This window comes from Streptomyces sp. NPDC017520 (assembly GCF_044329855.1).
Taxonomy (GTDB): domain Bacteria; phylum Actinomycetota; class Actinomycetes; order Streptomycetales; family Streptomycetaceae; genus Streptomyces.
The window spans coordinates 44,330-59,265 of the sequence record NZ_JBIRKB010000023.1; the positions used below are offsets into that span (position 1 = coordinate 44,330).

Consider the following 14,936-nt stretch of genomic DNA (forward strand, 5'->3'; position numbering starts at 1 on the left):
ACGCCAGCCACTTCGACCGCTGGCAGGACCGCCCCTGCACCCTGTGCGACCAGCCCACCCCGATGCGCTCCCACGCAGGCGAGCCCGTCCACAAGAGCTGCGCCGAAACATCGTCTCCGAGCGGGCGCCCGCAACGATCCTGCGCGAGTGGGACGACGCACTCGCCATCAAGCCGCGCGGCGGCGTCAACGACGGGCACACCCTCGTCATCCCGCGCACCCACGTCGCGGACGCCATCGAAGACCCGGAGATCACCGCCGACACCGTCCGCCGCGCCGCCCAGTACGCAGCCGAGACCGGCGCCGACCTGAACCTCATCACCAACGTCGGACCGGACGCCACGCAGACGGTGTTCCACCTGCACTGGCACATCGTTCCCCGGGCCAAGAAGGACGGCCTGCTGCTTCCCTGGACGAAGCCCACCACCTGCACCACCTGCGCCACCACCCAGGCCGAAGGCACCCGATGAGCGCCGTTCGCCTCGTCATGGCCCGCGAGCCCATCCCCGCCGGCCCCATCGTGTTCCTGGCCGGTCCCACCCCCGACAAGAACGCCCCGGTCCCGTCTTGGCGACCGGAGGCCACCCGGCTCCTGGACGAGCAGTGGACGGGTCAGACACCGCTGACCGTCGTGAGCCCCGAATCCCGCGACGGGGAACGTGCCGACCGGTACGAGACCCAGGTCGACTGGGAGACCACCGCCCGCGCGGCGGCGACCGCGATCCTGTTCTGGATCCCCCGCGACCTGCGCACCCTGCCGGGCATGACCACGAACGTGGAATTCGGGCTGGACGCCCGGTCGGGACGGGCGGTCCTCGGCTGCCCGCCCGACTGCCCCAACCCCGAGCGCAACCGGTACCTGATCTACGTGGCCCACCGCCACGGCATCCCGGTGTGCGAGACCCTCACCGACACCGTGGCCGCAGCCCTCGCACTGGTTGCAGCAACCACCCCGGCAGCCCGCACCGAGCAGGAGACCGCCCGATGAAACTCCCCTCCTTCCGCCGCTGCGGCAACGCCCCCGGCACCCTCACCCCCCAGGACCAGGCCGCCCTCGACACGTTCCGCGGCAACCTCGCCGCCATCGCCGCCCTGCGCGACCCGGAGCCCTGGGCACCCGGCCACTACCAGGCCATCGCCGTACGGGTCGGCCCATACATCGAACGAGCGCACACCCGGCCCGGCGACGACCACGGCCCCGACCTCATCGCCGTCACCCTTGAGAACCCCGAAGGCCCGTACACGCCTCACGGAACCCGCTACCGGAAGCTCGGCTGGCTGCGCTGCCAGACCACCAAGATCCTCGGCGCCTGGAACCCCGCCTACACACCGCTCACCCACGCCGCGGCGGCCCTGGACCTCCCCGACGACGTCGGCATGGAACCCGCGCACTACGCCCTCTACATCGAGGCCCGCAAACGCGACGACACCCGCAACGGCCACACCCTGCTCCGACTCGGCCCGTACACCGAGACCCGGCACGCCCAGCAGGATGGCGATCGGCTCGCCGCCGCACTGGACGGACGGGAGACCACGCTCGTGCCCGGGCACCGCATCTCCGCGAGGTTCGGGCCGTTCAACGTCAGCGACCACCACATGTTCGCTGACTCCTACGCGGCGACGACCCCTCAGTGCTCCTGGCCGACGCCGTAGCGTCGGTGAGCGACTGACCTCCCCGATTCCGAGATCGAGACCTAGCAGACCGAAGGCCCGGCTTCCCCGCCGCCAATCACGGGGGAGCCGGGCCTCCTTGCGTTCTTGGGCCAAGACATCTCGCGGGCCTGGGGTAGACCTCCGTAGCCCTGGGGCCTTTCAAAACCCGGTTTTGAAGATCGATCCGATACAGAAGACCGCGAGTTCTCAAAACCGGGTTTTGAAGCGGCACGCCCCAGCTCCTCGGAAAGGCGAAACGTGGCATCCTGTCCCGGTCCGCTAGTACCAGCCGAGTGGCTGGGAAGCATACGGAGCATCAGGAGCACACCCATGGCACGGATCACCGCGCTCATCAACCGGAAGGGTGGCGTCGGGAAGTCGACGCTCACCGTGAACACGGCCGCCATCACCGCCCACGTGCTGGGCGAGTCCCCCGAAGGCGCCCCTCACTACGTCGCCGCAGTCTCAGCAGACCCGCAGGGATCCACCACCTGGTGGTCGGAACGCGTCGGTAGCGAGCTGCCCTTCTCCTTCGAGCAGATCAACTCCAGGGACGACCTTGAACTCTTCGCCCAACTGAAGAAGTCCCGCAAGGTCAAGCACGCATTCATCGACACCCCCGGGTGGATGGACCTTCCCGAGGACGAGAAGCAAGAGGCCGGCGACCCCTTCGGCCAGAGCACCGCCGCCGACGCCATGCGCGCCGTGCTGGCCAACGCCGACGACATCATCGTCCCCGTCGAGCCCGAGCCGCTCGGCTTCATGCCGACCCGCGACACCATCGAGGAAGTGGTGAAGCCGCTCGGCACCCCCTACCTCGTTGTCATCAACAACTGGGACCCTCGGGACGGCGAAGCCGACCTTGAGCAGACCAAGGACTTCATCCGCGCCCAGCAGTGGAACCTCGCCAACACAGTCGTGCGCCACTACAAGGTCCACACCCGGGCAGCGCTCGAAGGCACGGTCGTCACGCAGTACAAGAAGAACCGGGTAGCCATGGAAGCCCGCGAAGACTTCTACCAGCTCGCTCTCGAGCTCGGCGCAGGCAAGAAGGGGACGCGCTGATGGCCACGAAGAAGCCCTGGGCAGACCTGCTCGACGGCCCCGGCAAGCCCGGAAGCAAGCGCACCACCGTCCCAGACGACACCAAGCCGGACGTACCACCCACCACCGTCCACATGCACACGATCACCGGCAACCCAGAGAACCCCCGCACCGAGGCCGACTACACGGACGAAGACGCAGCCTTCCGTGAACTCAAGGACTCCATGAAGGCAGTCGGCCAGCTGCAGCCGGCCGTCGCCATGTCCCGCGAGGCCTTCCTGGCAGTCAAGCCGGAACACGGACCGCAGCTCGGTGACGCACAGTGGGTCGTCGTCCTCGGCAACCGCCGCTTCCACGCTGCCAAGCAGCTCGGCTGGACCAAGTTCGAGATCAGGGTCCGCGACCGCCTCGGCAACCAGGACGATGACAAGGTCGACGAGGCCGTCATCATCGAGAACATCCACCGCAAGAACATTCCCCCCTACAAGGAGGCAGTGTTCCTGCAGCGGATGGTCGAGCGTCACGGGTCACAGGAGAAGGTCGCAGAGCGCATCGGCAAATCGCAGATGTACGTCTCCAACCGCCTGTCGCTCCTCGACCTTGACCCCGAGCTCCGGGACGCCGTCGACACCAAACAGATCAAGGTGAAGACCGCCGAGAGGATCGCGAAGATCCAAGACCCGGAACAGCAGAAGGCCATCGCGGCAGAAGAGATCCGCAAGGCACAGGAACCAAAGGCTCCTCGGAAACGCCAGACCACTCCGGCGAGGCCACCAGTTCAAAACCCGGTTTTGAACCCCGGCACCGAGCCGAAGGCATTCAGCGGGGGAGTGGCGGCTGCCGAGGCGGAAACACCTGTGGTTGCGGTGCCGGAGCCGCGGACCACCACGAACTCCCCGGGCGAGGCCATCGCCTTGCCGTGGCAGGACGGCGAAGCCCTCATGAACGCCGCGTTCGACCGGCTCGACGCCCAGCAACGCAGTGCCTTCATCCTCCGCTACTTCAAGCGCAGCAGCGGGATCGACGCCGTCATCGCAGACATGAGTGGAAACCTCACCACCGAGGCTCGCACCTCACTTGCGGCCATCCTCCAGCAGGTTGCCGCAGGCCTTCTCAAAGACGCGTAGCCGCTAAACCGGAGCCCTTGTCAGCCTCTTTCCCTTCCTCGGAGAAAGGCGAGGCAGACAAGGGCTCCCCTCGCTTGCATGCTGCAGTGGGCAACCGACTACTGCTCTGCGCGTAGCCATCCTGGGATCGTTCGACGACCAACCCCGGACCTCAAGCCGCGAAGCCCCCACAGCTTCATCTGCTGTCTTCCGGAGCAGCCGCCGCACCTCGCTATCCGCGAAGGCGAGTCTCCGCTGGGGTGGACGCTCGCCACCAGCGGCGCCCGGACCGGAGAGGCCGACGGCCTCAGCTACACCCCCAACGAACGGCGCAGCGGCGGTCCTGCGGTGGACGAAACACGTCAGCGCCCCCGTTGACGTCAGCCACATCCCCGACGGCGGCGAGGACTTGCGGGCCTCGCGGAAGGTCGTGGAGCGCTGCTCGCGTGCGGCGTACCGTCCGACCTTTCCGGCGGGGCCGGTCCGGAAGTGGCTCTTGGTGGCGCAGAGGACCCGCTTGGCGTTGCGGGGGATACGGGGCGGTCACGGCTGCTGGCCCTCCTCGTCCTGATCGTCGGGCTCCGGGGGCGAACCGCCGCCCTTGCCGATGCGGGTGATCGCCTCACGGAAGACAGGGACGAGTTCCTGGTCCATCCGGTAGGCGATGTTCTGGTGCCAGGACGGGTTGTTGGGGTCGGAGACGGGGGTGATGGGCTGCGGGGTGCCCTCGGGCCACCAGCCCTTGCGGATGCCGCGGTCGACGGCCCGCTTGATGCCGTTGGACGGGCCGTTGAGTGCGCCGAGGACGCTGCGGAGGTGGTCGGCTTCGATGTAGCCGGCGCCGTCGACGGTGACCATCTCGGCCATCCTGCGCGAGCCTGCGGTCAGGTCGCGCAGGTAGCGCTCGGCGCGGTCGACGGTCCAGCCTGGGCGGACGGTGCTGATGGACAGTTCCGCGTGGTGCTGGGCGGCGAGCGCGACGAGCTTCTCGGCGAACTCCTCGCTCGCGCCCTTGATAATGATCTCCATGTGAACCTTCCGGCGAATTCAGAGCCGTTTCTCCCCGGTCTCCATGAAGATGATGCACGCCGCCGACCCCTCCCGTCTAGACCATGGAGAACAATGGCGGAATTCTGCACCCATTCGGGTTGGGGCGGACCGGTGCGTCTCGCCTCGGATAATGTGCCCTATCCGAGGCGATAGACCGGACATGACGGCCTGGCGGTGTGAGGCCACCGGAGACGAGCGGAGAGCCATGACAACCACACGTCCGAACCGCGCGACGGGCGGAGACGGCGTTAGCGTCGACCTTCCTCCCCTGAGGAACGGAGTCGACTACCTGCGGCGCGTCGTGACGGAACTGGACCCAGGCGAAGGGCAGGAGGTGGGCCCCCTCAACCTGAAGCACGCGGTGCTGCACCTGCACGCCGCGACTGAGGTGTTGCTCAAGTACCGGCTACAGCTCGAACACTGGACGCTCGTCCTGGAGCGCGTCGACCGGAAGCATGGTGGGCGCAGAGTGACCCCCGCGATGTTCAGAAACGGGCAGTTCGAAAGCTGCGGCCTGGAGGAGGCCAGGCTTCGACTGGACCAGGTCGCCAGGGTGCAGCTCTCCGACGAGACGAAGTCAATCGACGCCCTGATCGACATGCGCAATGCGGTGCAGCACTACGGTCTGACCGCAGAAGGGCGGGCAGAGAAGACCACGGCCGAGGTCCTCCACCTCCTGATCTCGTTTCTCCATGCCGAGGTACTGAACCACCCGAAGGTGCAGCCCGAGGAGCGTGAGCAGGTCGAGGAGGACCTGAGGTACGTCGGAAGCAGCCTGCGCCGGATTGATCGCTATGTTGCGTACCGGCTAAAGCAACTGGAGCCGGCGCTTGCCCCGCACCCCGACCAGAGGCTGACCTGCCCGTACTGCCGAACCGAGTCCCTGCTGGCAACGCCCGACTCGGTCGCGTGCCTCTTTTGCCCCGAGTCATCCATGGATATCTATTGGACCGCAGCGGCCTATGCCAGTGACGTCCTCCGCCTTGACTGGCGCAGCCAGCCCACAAGCGGACCGTTCAGCCAGCCCGCCCAACCCCCAGTAGACGACTGCCCGGTCTGCGGCAAGACCGCCTTGGTACGCGGTGCCCTCACCCATTCCTCGCCCACCACTCCTTGCGACTTCTGCTTCAACTGCGGCCAAGGCTTGTCCGGTCCCGCGGCGATATGACCCATCCGGCGGGCCCGCACCTCGTCGATGTTCAGGACGAGCCGTCCGCGAGTGCGCCGGCGAGGTCGGCGCCGAGGGCGTAGCCGGGGCTGTCGTCGAGGAGTTCCTTGCGGCGGTTGTAGCGCTGGGTGGTGCGGGAGTCCTTGTGGTCGGCCCAGCGCTGGATCTTGTCGGGCCGGGCGTCCGGCTTGGCCAGGGCGTGGGTGACGGCGTCGCCCTTGACGCCGTGTGGGCCGCGCGGGGTCAGCCCGGCACGTTTGGCCAGGGAGTCCGTGAGGTGCCATACGGCCGGTTCGTCGAGCTGGCCGCCGCTGGCTGTGCAGAACAGCCACCCTGTGGTGCGGCCGTCGAGGTAGTCCTGGAGGGCGGCCCAGGCGATCGGCGGGACGGGCTTGTTCTTCCAGGAGCCGCCCTTCAGCTTCACCTTGATGACGTGGTGGCCCTGGTCGTCGCCGAGGTGCTCGACCTTCGCGGTCAGCAGGGAGTCGACGCGCAGGCAGCAGGTGTAGAGCATGAGCAGCAGCGCGTACGCGCGCTTGCGGTAGGCCCGGATCCGGTGGTGGTCGCGGGCGGTGACCAGGAGCTTGGTCCACTCCTGCTCGGTGTAGCCGGGGGTGGGGGAGTAGTCCGGGTCGATGACCGGTCTGCGTACGGCGTCGAAGGGGTTCTTCAGCGGGGTGTCGCTGACGATGTCGAGGTAGCCGAAGAATGAGGAGGCGGCCGAGAGGGCGTTGGCCCGGGAAGCGTCGGAGTACGGCGGTCCGGTCCGGATCATCTCGCCGCGGGCCCCGCCCTTGACCCGCACCCAGGTGGGCGTCGTCTCCAGGTACATCCGGAAGGTATCCGCCAGCGGGAACGTCACCTTCAGCGGGTGGGCCCCGTGCTCCCGGGCGAACTCCTCGAAGATGCGGAAGCCCCGGGCGTATGCCTTCTGGGTGTTGACCGAACGCTGGTGCGCAATCCACGCGGCCGCGAGGGTGGGCAGCGGGTCTTCCTCGCCGTACAGGGCGACCAGGTGGTCGTAGAGCTTCCGGGCGTGTTCGGGCCACTGGTCGCGTGGGTCGCGGCGCAGCGTCGACAGAGTCGCACGAGGGGAGCGTGCCAGATCCGTGACGGAGTGAGAGGTGCCGTTCATGCCGCTCCCCTGGTACCCGGTGTCATGGCCGAGGAGGTCCGGTTTTCCACGGGGCCGGAAGCGGAGTCGGCGATCCAGCCTCCGGTTGCGGGCTGGGCGTCCGCATCGGTGACGAGGACGATGCCGGCGAGGTGGGCGGTGACCCAGGCCGGAGGGGTCCTGCCTTCCATCACGTCGCGTACGTAGCCGGGGGTCTCGGCGCGCAGACCGCGCAGCATGTGCGAGAGGTAGGGCACGGAGAAGTGGCCCCGGTCCGCGGGCAGGTCCGGGAAGAGAGCTCCGGCAGCGGGGGCCGCACGCTCCAGGGTGGCAGTGCTGAACTGTCCCGCCCTGATCTGCTCGACCGGACGGAGGAGTTCCTTGGCCGCGCGCCGCGCGCCGCGCTGGGGCTGCCGCAGGAAGTGGGCCAGGTCCTCAGGCAGTCCGCGAGTGAGCGGCACGATCGGCGTGTCCAGGTTGTCGGATCCGGCGATGTCCTCGACGGGGACGGCCGTGTGGAAGGCGGCCACGCCCGCGTCCCTCCCGTAGTAGGTGACGGCGTTCTCCGCGACCAAGGCGGAGACGGCGGACACCCCGACCCGCTGCCGCTCCCGGCACGGGGCGCCGTCGTGGCTCCGGTCGCACTCCAGGGTCGCGCGGTACTCCGGGTCACCGCAGTACAGGACGTAGGCGGCGGCGGCCTCGTAGCGGTCCGAGGCCGCGATCAGCTTGGAGATCTGCGGCCGGTGCTCCTTGTCCCCACGGGTCTTGTAGGCGAAGTCGATGGTCCAGCGCTTCCCGGAGGGGGCCCTCTTGAGGATCTTCGCCTGGACCAGGAGACAGAAGGTGGTGCCGTCCCGGTCCACCCAGCACCACAGCCAGTCCGCGCCGTGTTCCTTCTCGTGGTCCTTGCCGAACGCCTTGTACCGGATTCGCGGGGACGCCGTGGACAGCAGGATGTCGGTTGCCGTCTCCTCGTGCCACATGTGCTCGTCGTCCAGCTTTTTCGTCATGTGCTGGTCGACGGCGATCCGGGCCGTCCGCAGCGCCTCGCCGGGGCTCATCTCCTCTCCGCCCGGCATGACGAGTCCATACCGCCTGCCGCACCGCTCGTACGCCAACGAGGTCGCGCCGCCAGTCGCCATTTCCGGCGTTTCGGATGATTCACCTGATTGCGGGGCATTTTGATCTGGTGTCAGCATCCGCACAGGATAACCGTAATTATCCTGTGCGGTTGCGACTGGATCCCATCTTCGCGGGACCTGACAGCTGCCCGCCAACGCCTACCAGGTGCTGCCTGTGATGGCGGCCAAACGTCTTACCTGGCCCGTGGAAAGGCCGATGCCATCCCGGCGATGCCGGGACGGTACCGGGTCGCGGCCGTGTCGAGGGCGGTTTCCAGGCGGCGGAGCTTGTCGTCGCGGTCGTCGAAGGTCGGCTGGTGGACGGTGTCCTCGGCGGGACGGAGGCGTTCGGCGCGTACGGCGATGGCGCGGACACGGGCGCGCTGGAGGCCGAGGCTGGTAAGGAGTTCGCGGGCGGTGCCGGCCAACGCGGGGGTGTGCGCAGTGGGTTCGGTGAGGCTGCGGGTGCGGGTGGTTTGGGTGCGGTCGGCGTAGGTGACGGTGAGCGTGAGTGCCTGGGCGATTTCCCTGCTGGTACGCAGCCGTCCGCCGAGATCTTGGACCAGGCCGAGTACTGCGCGGTGGTGCTGGTCGGGGTCGAGCTCGTCGCGGTCGAATCGGCGGCTCGTGCTCATCGTCCTGGGCGCGGCACCGGGGACGACGGGGCGCTGGTCGATGCCGTGGGCGCGATCGTGGGCAAGGCGGGCGGCGGTGGTTCCGAGGATGCGCTGAAGGGTGGGGAGTTGGGTGTCGGCGATGTCGCCGACCGAGGTGATGCCGTAGCGGGCCAGCGTCTTGGCGGTCTTGGGGCCGATGCCCGGCAGGGCGGAAGCCGGTTTGGGGCGCAGGAACGCGGCGATCTCGTACGGATCGTCGCGGACCACGGTGGCCGCGCCCGGCGGGGTGGCGTCGGCTGCCATGGCCGCAATCGAGCGGGTGGGCCCGGCGCCGGCGGAGCATGCAACGCCGTGGAGCGCGAGCAGGCGCAGCCGGAGCACGGCGACCAGGCCTTCGGTGTCGCGGCCCCAGTACGTCAGGGCGCCGGTGAGGTCGACGTACGCCGACCAGTCGGCGGGCAGGGGTTCGACGCGGGAGCTGATGCCGTCGACGACAGCGAGCAGGTGCCCGTACAGCTCGTCGTTCCGTTCGGCGGGGTGGAAGTGGATCCGCAGGATCGCGCGCGGCCGCGGCCTGGTGGTGTTCATCCTGGGCTCCCGGGGCTGCGGTGGCCGAAGCGGGTGAGGTCGGCCGAGCGGGTTCCGGCGGGCTGGAGGTCGCTCCAGGGGTGCAGGCGGGCGCCCGCGGTGCCGTCGGGGATGGTCCGGCCCGGCGCGGATGCGGGCTGGGCGGGTGTGGGGGAGGGGGCCTGGCCGAGGAGGTCGAGGACGGCCTGTGGCCCGTGGGTGGCGCGGGCGGTCGCGAGTTCGTCGAGGTCCCAGGCCATTTCTCCGACGACGGTGCGCCGGGGGCCGCGGGCTTCGACGGTGCCCCGGACCAGGAGCAGCCCGTGGTGGAAGACGGTATGCGCGCACCGTTCGTGGGAGTCCTCGAAGAACGCCAGATCGACTAGGCCCGAGCCGTCCTCCAGGGTGACGAAGATGATGCGCTTTCCCGAGGCGATCGGCGGGGTCTGGGTGGAGGCGCGGACGCCTGCGACCAGGACGCGCTGCCCGGGGCGCATCGCTCGCAGGTGCTTCGCGTCCGTCGCGCCGATCTCGCGGAGCAGCCGGTGGTGGTCTTCCATGAGGTGCCGGGAGACGTCGATCTTGAGGACGCCGAGCTCGGCGTCCAGCCGTTCGCGGGCGGTCATTTCGCGCAGCCCGGACGGTCCGGCGGCGTGCGGGGTGGTGGCGAGCGGCAGCTGCCCGGCGGTGGTTCGGGTGCGGGCCTGGTGGTGGAGCTCGGTCGCCTGCAGCAGCAGATCCCGCCGTGACGCCTCGCCCTTGACCTGGTCGAGCGCGCCGATGCTGATCAGGCGCTCGACGGCGGGGAACTTGGGGTGGGCGCGGGCGTAGAAGTCCTGGAGGGAGGTGTAGGGCTGGCCCTCGGCGATCCGGGCGACCTCCTCCTCGGAGATGCCGTGGACCGTGGACAGGGAGATCCGCACGCCCCAGCCGGAGCCGGTCCGCTCGACCGTGTACTGCGCCCTAGAGGTGTTGATGTCGACGGGCAGGACGGGGACGTTGTGGCGGCGGGCGTCGGCGACGATGACGCGGGCCGGCCACATGCCCGGGTCGTGCTCCAGCAGCCCCGCGTACAGGGCGGCGGGGTGGTGGGCCTTGAGCCAGGCGGACTGCAGCGCCGGTACGGCGAACGCGACGGCGTGGGCCCGGCAGAATCCGTACGCGCCGAACGAGGCGACGACGTCCCAGACCTCGTCCAGCACTGCTGGGCTGTAGCCGCGGGCGCCGGCCTTCTGCCGGAACCACGCCTCGACCTTCGGCAGCCGCTCCTTGTCGCTGAGGGCGCGGCGGGCTACTTCGCCGAGGGCGCGGTCGCAGCCGGTCATGACGGCGAGGATGTCGATGATCTGTTCGTGCCAGATCGTCACCCCGTACGTGTCCCGGAGGACCGGCTCGAGGTCGGGGTGCGGGTAAGTGGGGGCGGCGCCGTGGCGGGCGGCGATGTAGAGGGCGGGCATCCCTCCCTGGACCGGGCCCGGGCGGAACAGGGAGATGTCGGCGATGACGTCCTGCGGGTCGCGGGGCTGGAGTCGGCCGACCAGGTCCTGCTGGCCCGGTGACTCCAGCTGGAACATCCCCACCGTGTCCGAGGCCTGGATGAGAGCGAAGGCGAAGCGGTCGTCGAGGGGGACGTGGTCGGGGTTGTCGAGGTCGATGGCCCGGCCGGTCGTACGGCGGATCTCGGTGACGGCGTGCGCCATCGCCGACTGCATCCGCACCCCGAGGACGTCGAGCTTGAGCAGGCCGAGGTCTTCGACGTCGTCCTTGTCGGCCTGGAGCATCGGGTATTCGCCGCCGGGGGTGGGCTGGGTGGGGAGCCGGTCCAGGAGGCTGGTGTTGGAGAGGATCACGCCGCAGGGGTGCATCGCGATCCCGCGCGGCAGCGCGTCCAGGCTCTCGGCGAGTTCCCACAGCGGCCCGTACCCCCCGGCCTCCGCCGCGAGCTCCCGCAGCTCCGGCAACTCGGAGAGCGCGGAGCGGATGTCGCACGCCCGGATGTGCGGGAACGACTTCGCGATCCGGTCCACGGTGGCCGGGGCGACCCCGAGCGCGAGGCCGGTGTCCCGCAGCGCGTGCCGGGCCCGGTAGGTCTCGGGCATCCCGGTGACCGCGACCCGCTCCCGCCCGAAGCGCTCGATGATCCGGTCGTACACCTCCAGACGGCGCGCGGACTCCACGTCGATGTCGATGTCCGGCAGCGAGGAGCGCCGCTCGGACAGGAACCGCTCGAAGAGCAGGTTGTGCTGCAGCGGGTTCGCCGTGGCGACGAAGAGGCTGTGGTTGACCATGGAGCCGGCCCCGGAGCCGCGGGCGGCGACCCGGATACCCATGTCCCGCACATCGGCGACGACCTGGGCAACGGCGAGGAAGTACGGCTCGTAGTGCAGGCGGCCGATGACGCCGAGCTCGTAGTCGAGCTGGTCCATCGAACGGCGGTCCCGGTCGAGACCCCGGGCGGCCATGCCGCTCTCGCACCGCTGCCGCAGCAGCCGCATCGCCCCGCCCGGCCCCGCCTCTGCGCCGACGACGGACGGCTCGGGGAAGTGCGGCACCCCGAGCCCCAGATCCCTCACCGGATCGACCTCGCACGCCTCCGCGACGGCCACCGTGTCGGCGAGCAGCCGCACCGCGCGTGCCCGGCCGCCTCCGACGGCGGCTGCCACCCGCTCGGCAATCTCTGTCATCGCAGGCCCGCCCTTGAGCCAGCGCTCTCCGCAGTCGAGCCGCCGCCGGTCGATGGGACGCAGGAGCCGGGCCGCGTCCAGGACGTCGGCGACCCGGTGCTGGGACCGGTCGGCGTACCGTACGGCGTTGGTCAGCACGGCCGGAATGCCGAGGCGGTCGGCGAGTGCCAGGGTATGCGCGGCCAGGCGGACCGACCCCGGGCCTGTGCCGGACAGGCCCCAGCACACGATCTCCAGCCGCAGCCCGCCGCTGACGGCCTCCTGCCACGGGGCCAGAAGCCGCTCGGTGATGTCCGGGCGGCCGGCGGCGAGCGCCCGCAGCGGCTCCGACGCCGGACCGAGCAGCACCACCAGTCCCTCACCCGCGTACCGGCCGAGCATCTCCCACGAAGCTGCCGGCGGCGCCCCCGCGGCGAAGGCCTCGGCGTGCGCGCAGGACACGAGTCGGCATAGCCGCGCCCACCCCGTCGCGTCACGGGCGAGGAGCGTGGCCCGGAACGGTGCCTCGGCTACGTGAGCGCCGCCGCGCACCGGGGTACGGCGCCGCGCCTCGGCGGAGGGCGTATGAGGGGCGATGCCGAGGTCGACGCCGAACAGCGGCTTCACCCCGGCGGCCGTGGCGGCCCTCGCGAAGCGCACCGTGCCGGTGACCATGTCGCGGTCGGTCAGCGCCACCGCCCCGATCCCGCGCTCGGACGCTCGCGCGACGAGGTCATGGGGATGCGAGGCACCGTAGCGGGCCGAAAACCCACTGCTGACATGCAGGTGAGGGACGCCTTCCTGCATGAATCCTCCGCCCATAACCCCCAAAGCGTTACTAATCGAACTCTTCTCCATCGACTGTATCGAACATTAATTCGAACACGCGAGTTCGAGACACGAACTTTCAGCCAGTCAGGTCATCGAGGGGGATGTCGAGGCGGAGCCGGTGCCAGGAGGGGTGGCGCAGGCGTCCGGCGCGGGTGCGGGAGGTGTAGCGGACCTCGCCGACGAGCTGGGGGAGTACCCATCGGGCCCCGGCCACCGGCGGGACTTGGGCGAAGGGGCAGGCGTCGATGGCCGCGTTCTGGAGGAGTTCGGCGAGGCGGGTGCGTTCGGTTTGGCTCCAGCCGGTGCCGACGCTGCCCGCGTAGTGCAGGAGCCCGTCGAGCGGCTCGCCGACCAGAACGGCGCCGGGCAGGCCGGTCAGGCGGCCGCGTCCGGGTACCCACCCGCCGATCACGACATCGGCGACCCGGTGCACCTTGATCTTCACCCAGCTCTTCGACCGTGCCCCGGGCTCGTACCGGGAGGTCAGCCGCTTCGCGATCAGGCCCTCCAGCCCGGCCTCCCGGGCCATTGCCCACGCCTCAGCCCCATGCCCGGTGATCGCCGCGGGTGTCGACCAGGCGGGCCCGGCCAGTCCGAGACCTTCCAGCAGCGCCCGTCGCTCCGCGTACGGCAGTTTGGTCAGGAGCCGGCCGTCGAGGTGTACGAGGTCGAAGAGCATCAGGTGCGCAGGCACCCGGGCCGCCATCCGGGCAGCCTTCGCGGGAGCGCTGACGAGGCCCATCCTCTGCTGGAGGCGCTCAAAGTCACTGTGGCCCTGCTCGTCGAGTGCCACGATCTCCCCGTCCAGCACGGGGCTCCGCGGGCCGAGGGCGTCGGCGAGGGGGAGCAGCTCGGGGTAGGCGGCGGTGATGTCTGTACCGGAACGAGCGCGTACGAGGAGGGAGCCGTCGCCCGGCAGGTAGACCATGGCCCGCTGCCCGTCCTGCTTCACCTCGAACGCCCACCGGTCCTCCACCCCCGCCGGCGGCAGCGCGCCGGCGGTTGCGAGCATCGGCTCGATGCTCGGCAGCACGGCACCCGCGGCAGGAGGAGGGTCAGGAGGCACTGCGCTTCTTCGCGGCCGTCTTCTTCGCCGGTGTCTTCCGAGCGGTCTTCTTCGACGGCCGCATCTCGTGCACGGTGGCGTCCTCGCCGTCCTCGCCGTCCTCACCGCGGGATTCCTTCGCGGCTTTGACGGACGCGTTCAGGGCGGCCATCAAGTCCACGACCTCGCCCTTCTCCTTCCCCTCGCCTTCGGCCGGGGTCGGGAGTGGCTTGCCCTCGGACTTCGCCGCGATGATGTCTTCCAGGGCCTCGCGGTACTCGTCGTGGAAGCCGGACAGGTCCTTAATCGTCATCCGCTCGGCCAGCTGGAGGGCCTGCTCGATCTCCTCCTCGCTGACCTCGACCTCGCGCGGGGCCAGCTCGTCGGGGCTGCGGACCTCGTCGGGCCACTTCATGGAGTGCAGCACGATCGCGCCCTCCCGGATGCGCAGCAGGCCCAGGCGCTCACGCCCGTGCCACGCGAATTTGGCCACGGCGACCTTCGACGAGCGCTCCAAGGCCTTGCGCAGCAGGGTGTAGGGCTTGGCGGCTACCTGTCCGTCGGCGGCCAGGTAGAAGGAGTCGCTGATGCGGACCGGGTCGATGGTGTCGGCGTCGACGAACGCTGCGATCTCGATCGCCTTCGCCGTCGGCAGCGGCATATGCTCCAGTTCCTCGTCCGTGACCGGGACCGTCTGGTCCTTCGTGATCTCGTAGCCCTTGCCGATCTCGTCCTGGGACACGACCTCGCCGTTGAGCTCGCACACCTTCCGCGTCCGCACCCGGCCCATGTCCGCAAGGTGCACCCGGTGGAAGTGGACATCGTGGTCCTCGGTCGCAGACACGATCTTCACCGGGATCGTGACCAGCCCGAAACTGATCGCACCGGCCCACAACGGTCTCGGCATCTCTTCCACCTCCAGGGCCCCTGCGCTGCTACGCGGCGAAGGGAGGGC

Annotated in this window: 13 protein-coding genes; 6 read left to right on the forward strand and 7 right to left on the reverse strand. The window is 69.7% G+C overall.

Going from position 1 to position 14,936, the window contains the following annotated elements:
• Positions 1-43: 43 nt before the first annotated feature.
• The 5 genes from ACH4KB_RS34455 (at position 44) to ACH4KB_RS34475 (ending at position 3,823) form a co-directional block, all read left to right on the forward strand.
• Positions 44-469 (forward strand): HIT family protein, encoded by a 426-nt coding sequence (locus ACH4KB_RS34455; protein ID WP_398070460.1) that lies wholly within the window; start codon positions 44-46, stop codon positions 467-469.
• A complete protein-coding gene (locus tag ACH4KB_RS34460) occupies positions 466-987 on the forward strand; it encodes a nucleoside 2-deoxyribosyltransferase domain-containing protein (protein ID WP_398070462.1) in 522 nt (173 codons plus the stop codon). Before ACH4KB_RS34455 ends, ACH4KB_RS34460 begins: the two co-directional genes overlap by 4 nt.
• The gene (locus ACH4KB_RS34465) at positions 984-1,652 is read left to right on the forward strand and encodes a hypothetical protein (RefSeq protein ID WP_398070464.1); all 669 of its coding nucleotides are present in this window, start codon (positions 984-986) and stop codon (positions 1,650-1,652) included. The genes ACH4KB_RS34460 and ACH4KB_RS34465 overlap by 4 nt, the downstream gene beginning before the upstream one ends.
• A gap of 330 nt (positions 1,653-1,982) precedes the next feature.
• Complete coding sequence (locus tag ACH4KB_RS34470; protein ID WP_398070466.1) at positions 1,983-2,717, forward strand: ParA family protein; 735 nt, start codon at positions 1,983-1,985, stop codon at positions 2,715-2,717.
• On the forward strand, positions 2,717-3,823 hold the full coding sequence (locus tag ACH4KB_RS34475; RefSeq protein WP_398070468.1) for a ParB/RepB/Spo0J family partition protein: 1,107 nt from the start codon (positions 2,717-2,719) through the stop codon (positions 3,821-3,823). Before ACH4KB_RS34470 ends, ACH4KB_RS34475 begins: the two co-directional genes overlap by 1 nt.
• Positions 3,824-4,345: 522 nt before the next feature.
• Here ACH4KB_RS34475 and ACH4KB_RS34480 read toward each other — a convergent pair.
• Positions 4,346-4,831 carry a hypothetical protein gene (locus ACH4KB_RS34480; protein WP_359688507.1) on the reverse strand — a complete coding sequence of 162 codons (486 nt, stop codon included), beginning with the start codon at positions 4,829-4,831 and terminating at the stop codon, positions 4,346-4,348.
• A 226-nt stretch (positions 4,832-5,057) separates the two neighbouring features.
• Between ACH4KB_RS34480 and ACH4KB_RS34485 the strand changes: the two genes are divergently transcribed.
• The gene (locus ACH4KB_RS34485; RefSeq protein ID WP_398070470.1) at positions 5,058-6,020 is read left to right on the forward strand and encodes a hypothetical protein; all 963 of its coding nucleotides are present in this window, start codon (positions 5,058-5,060) and stop codon (positions 6,018-6,020) included.
• A 31-nt stretch (positions 6,021-6,051) separates the two neighbouring features.
• Here the strand turns inward: ACH4KB_RS34485 and ACH4KB_RS34490 are convergent, their stop codons facing one another.
• From ACH4KB_RS34490 to ACH4KB_RS34515, 6 genes are all read right to left on the reverse strand, one after another.
• Positions 6,052-7,155 carry a tyrosine-type recombinase/integrase gene (locus ACH4KB_RS34490; RefSeq protein ID WP_398070472.1) on the reverse strand — a complete coding sequence of 368 codons (1,104 nt, stop codon included), beginning with the start codon at positions 7,153-7,155 and terminating at the stop codon, positions 6,052-6,054.
• Positions 7,152-8,216 carry a hypothetical protein gene (locus tag ACH4KB_RS34495; protein WP_398070474.1) on the reverse strand — a complete coding sequence of 355 codons (1,065 nt, stop codon included), beginning with the start codon at positions 8,214-8,216 and terminating at the stop codon, positions 7,152-7,154. The genes ACH4KB_RS34490 and ACH4KB_RS34495 overlap by 4 nt, the downstream gene beginning before the upstream one ends.
• A 236-nt stretch (positions 8,217-8,452) precedes the next feature.
• Positions 8,453-9,463 carry a DNA polymerase thumb domain-containing protein gene (locus ACH4KB_RS34500; RefSeq protein ID WP_398070476.1) on the reverse strand — a complete coding sequence of 337 codons (1,011 nt, stop codon included), beginning with the start codon at positions 9,461-9,463 and terminating at the stop codon, positions 8,453-8,455.
• On the reverse strand, positions 9,460-12,912 hold the full coding sequence (locus tag ACH4KB_RS34505) for a DNA polymerase III subunit alpha (protein ID WP_398070478.1): 3,453 nt from the start codon (positions 12,910-12,912) through the stop codon (positions 9,460-9,462). The genes ACH4KB_RS34500 and ACH4KB_RS34505 overlap by 4 nt, the downstream gene beginning before the upstream one ends.
• A gap of 100 nt (positions 12,913-13,012) precedes the next feature.
• On the reverse strand, positions 13,013-13,948 hold the full coding sequence (gene ligD / locus ACH4KB_RS34510) for a non-homologous end-joining DNA ligase (protein ID WP_398070480.1): 936 nt from the start codon (positions 13,946-13,948) through the stop codon (positions 13,013-13,015).
• Positions 13,949-13,991: 43 nt separating this feature from the next.
• Positions 13,992-14,888, reverse strand: a complete 897-nt coding sequence (locus tag ACH4KB_RS34515) for a Ku protein (protein WP_398070482.1) — start codon at positions 14,886-14,888, stop codon at positions 13,992-13,994.
• Positions 14,889-14,936 lie beyond the last annotated feature (48 nt).

Coding starts and splice junctions, on each gene's coding strand:
- ACH4KB_RS34490 (WP_398070472.1), bottom strand. CDS start 7,155: ATGAACGGCACCTCTCACTCCGTCACGGATCTGGCACGCTCCCCTCGT.
- ACH4KB_RS34465 (WP_398070464.1), top strand. CDS start 984: ATGAAACTCCCCTCCTTCCGCCGCTGCGGCAACGCCCCCGGCACCCTC.
- ACH4KB_RS34480 (WP_359688507.1), bottom strand. CDS start 4,831: ATGGAGATCATTATCAAGGGCGCGAGCGAGGAGTTCGCCGAGAAGCTC.
- ACH4KB_RS34495 (WP_398070474.1), bottom strand. CDS start 8,216: ATGCCGGGCGGAGAGGAGATGAGCCCCGGCGAGGCGCTGCGGACGGCC.
- ACH4KB_RS34475 (WP_398070468.1), top strand. CDS start 2,717: ATGGCCACGAAGAAGCCCTGGGCAGACCTGCTCGACGGCCCCGGCAAG.
- ACH4KB_RS34515 (WP_398070482.1), bottom strand. CDS start 14,888: ATGCCGAGACCGTTGTGGGCCGGTGCGATCAGTTTCGGGCTGGTCACG.
- ACH4KB_RS34470 (WP_398070466.1), top strand. CDS start 1,983: ATGGCACGGATCACCGCGCTCATCAACCGGAAGGGTGGCGTCGGGAAG.
- ACH4KB_RS34460 (WP_398070462.1), top strand. CDS start 466: ATGAGCGCCGTTCGCCTCGTCATGGCCCGCGAGCCCATCCCCGCCGGC.
- ACH4KB_RS34500 (WP_398070476.1), bottom strand. CDS start 9,463: ATGAACACCACCAGGCCGCGGCCGCGCGCGATCCTGCGGATCCACTTC.
- ACH4KB_RS34505 (WP_398070478.1), bottom strand. CDS start 12,912: ATGCAGGAAGGCGTCCCTCACCTGCATGTCAGCAGTGGGTTTTCGGCC.
- ACH4KB_RS34485 (WP_398070470.1), top strand. CDS start 5,058: ATGACAACCACACGTCCGAACCGCGCGACGGGCGGAGACGGCGTTAGC.
- ligD (WP_398070480.1), bottom strand. CDS start 13,948: ATGCTCGCAACCGCCGGCGCGCTGCCGCCGGCGGGGGTGGAGGACCGG.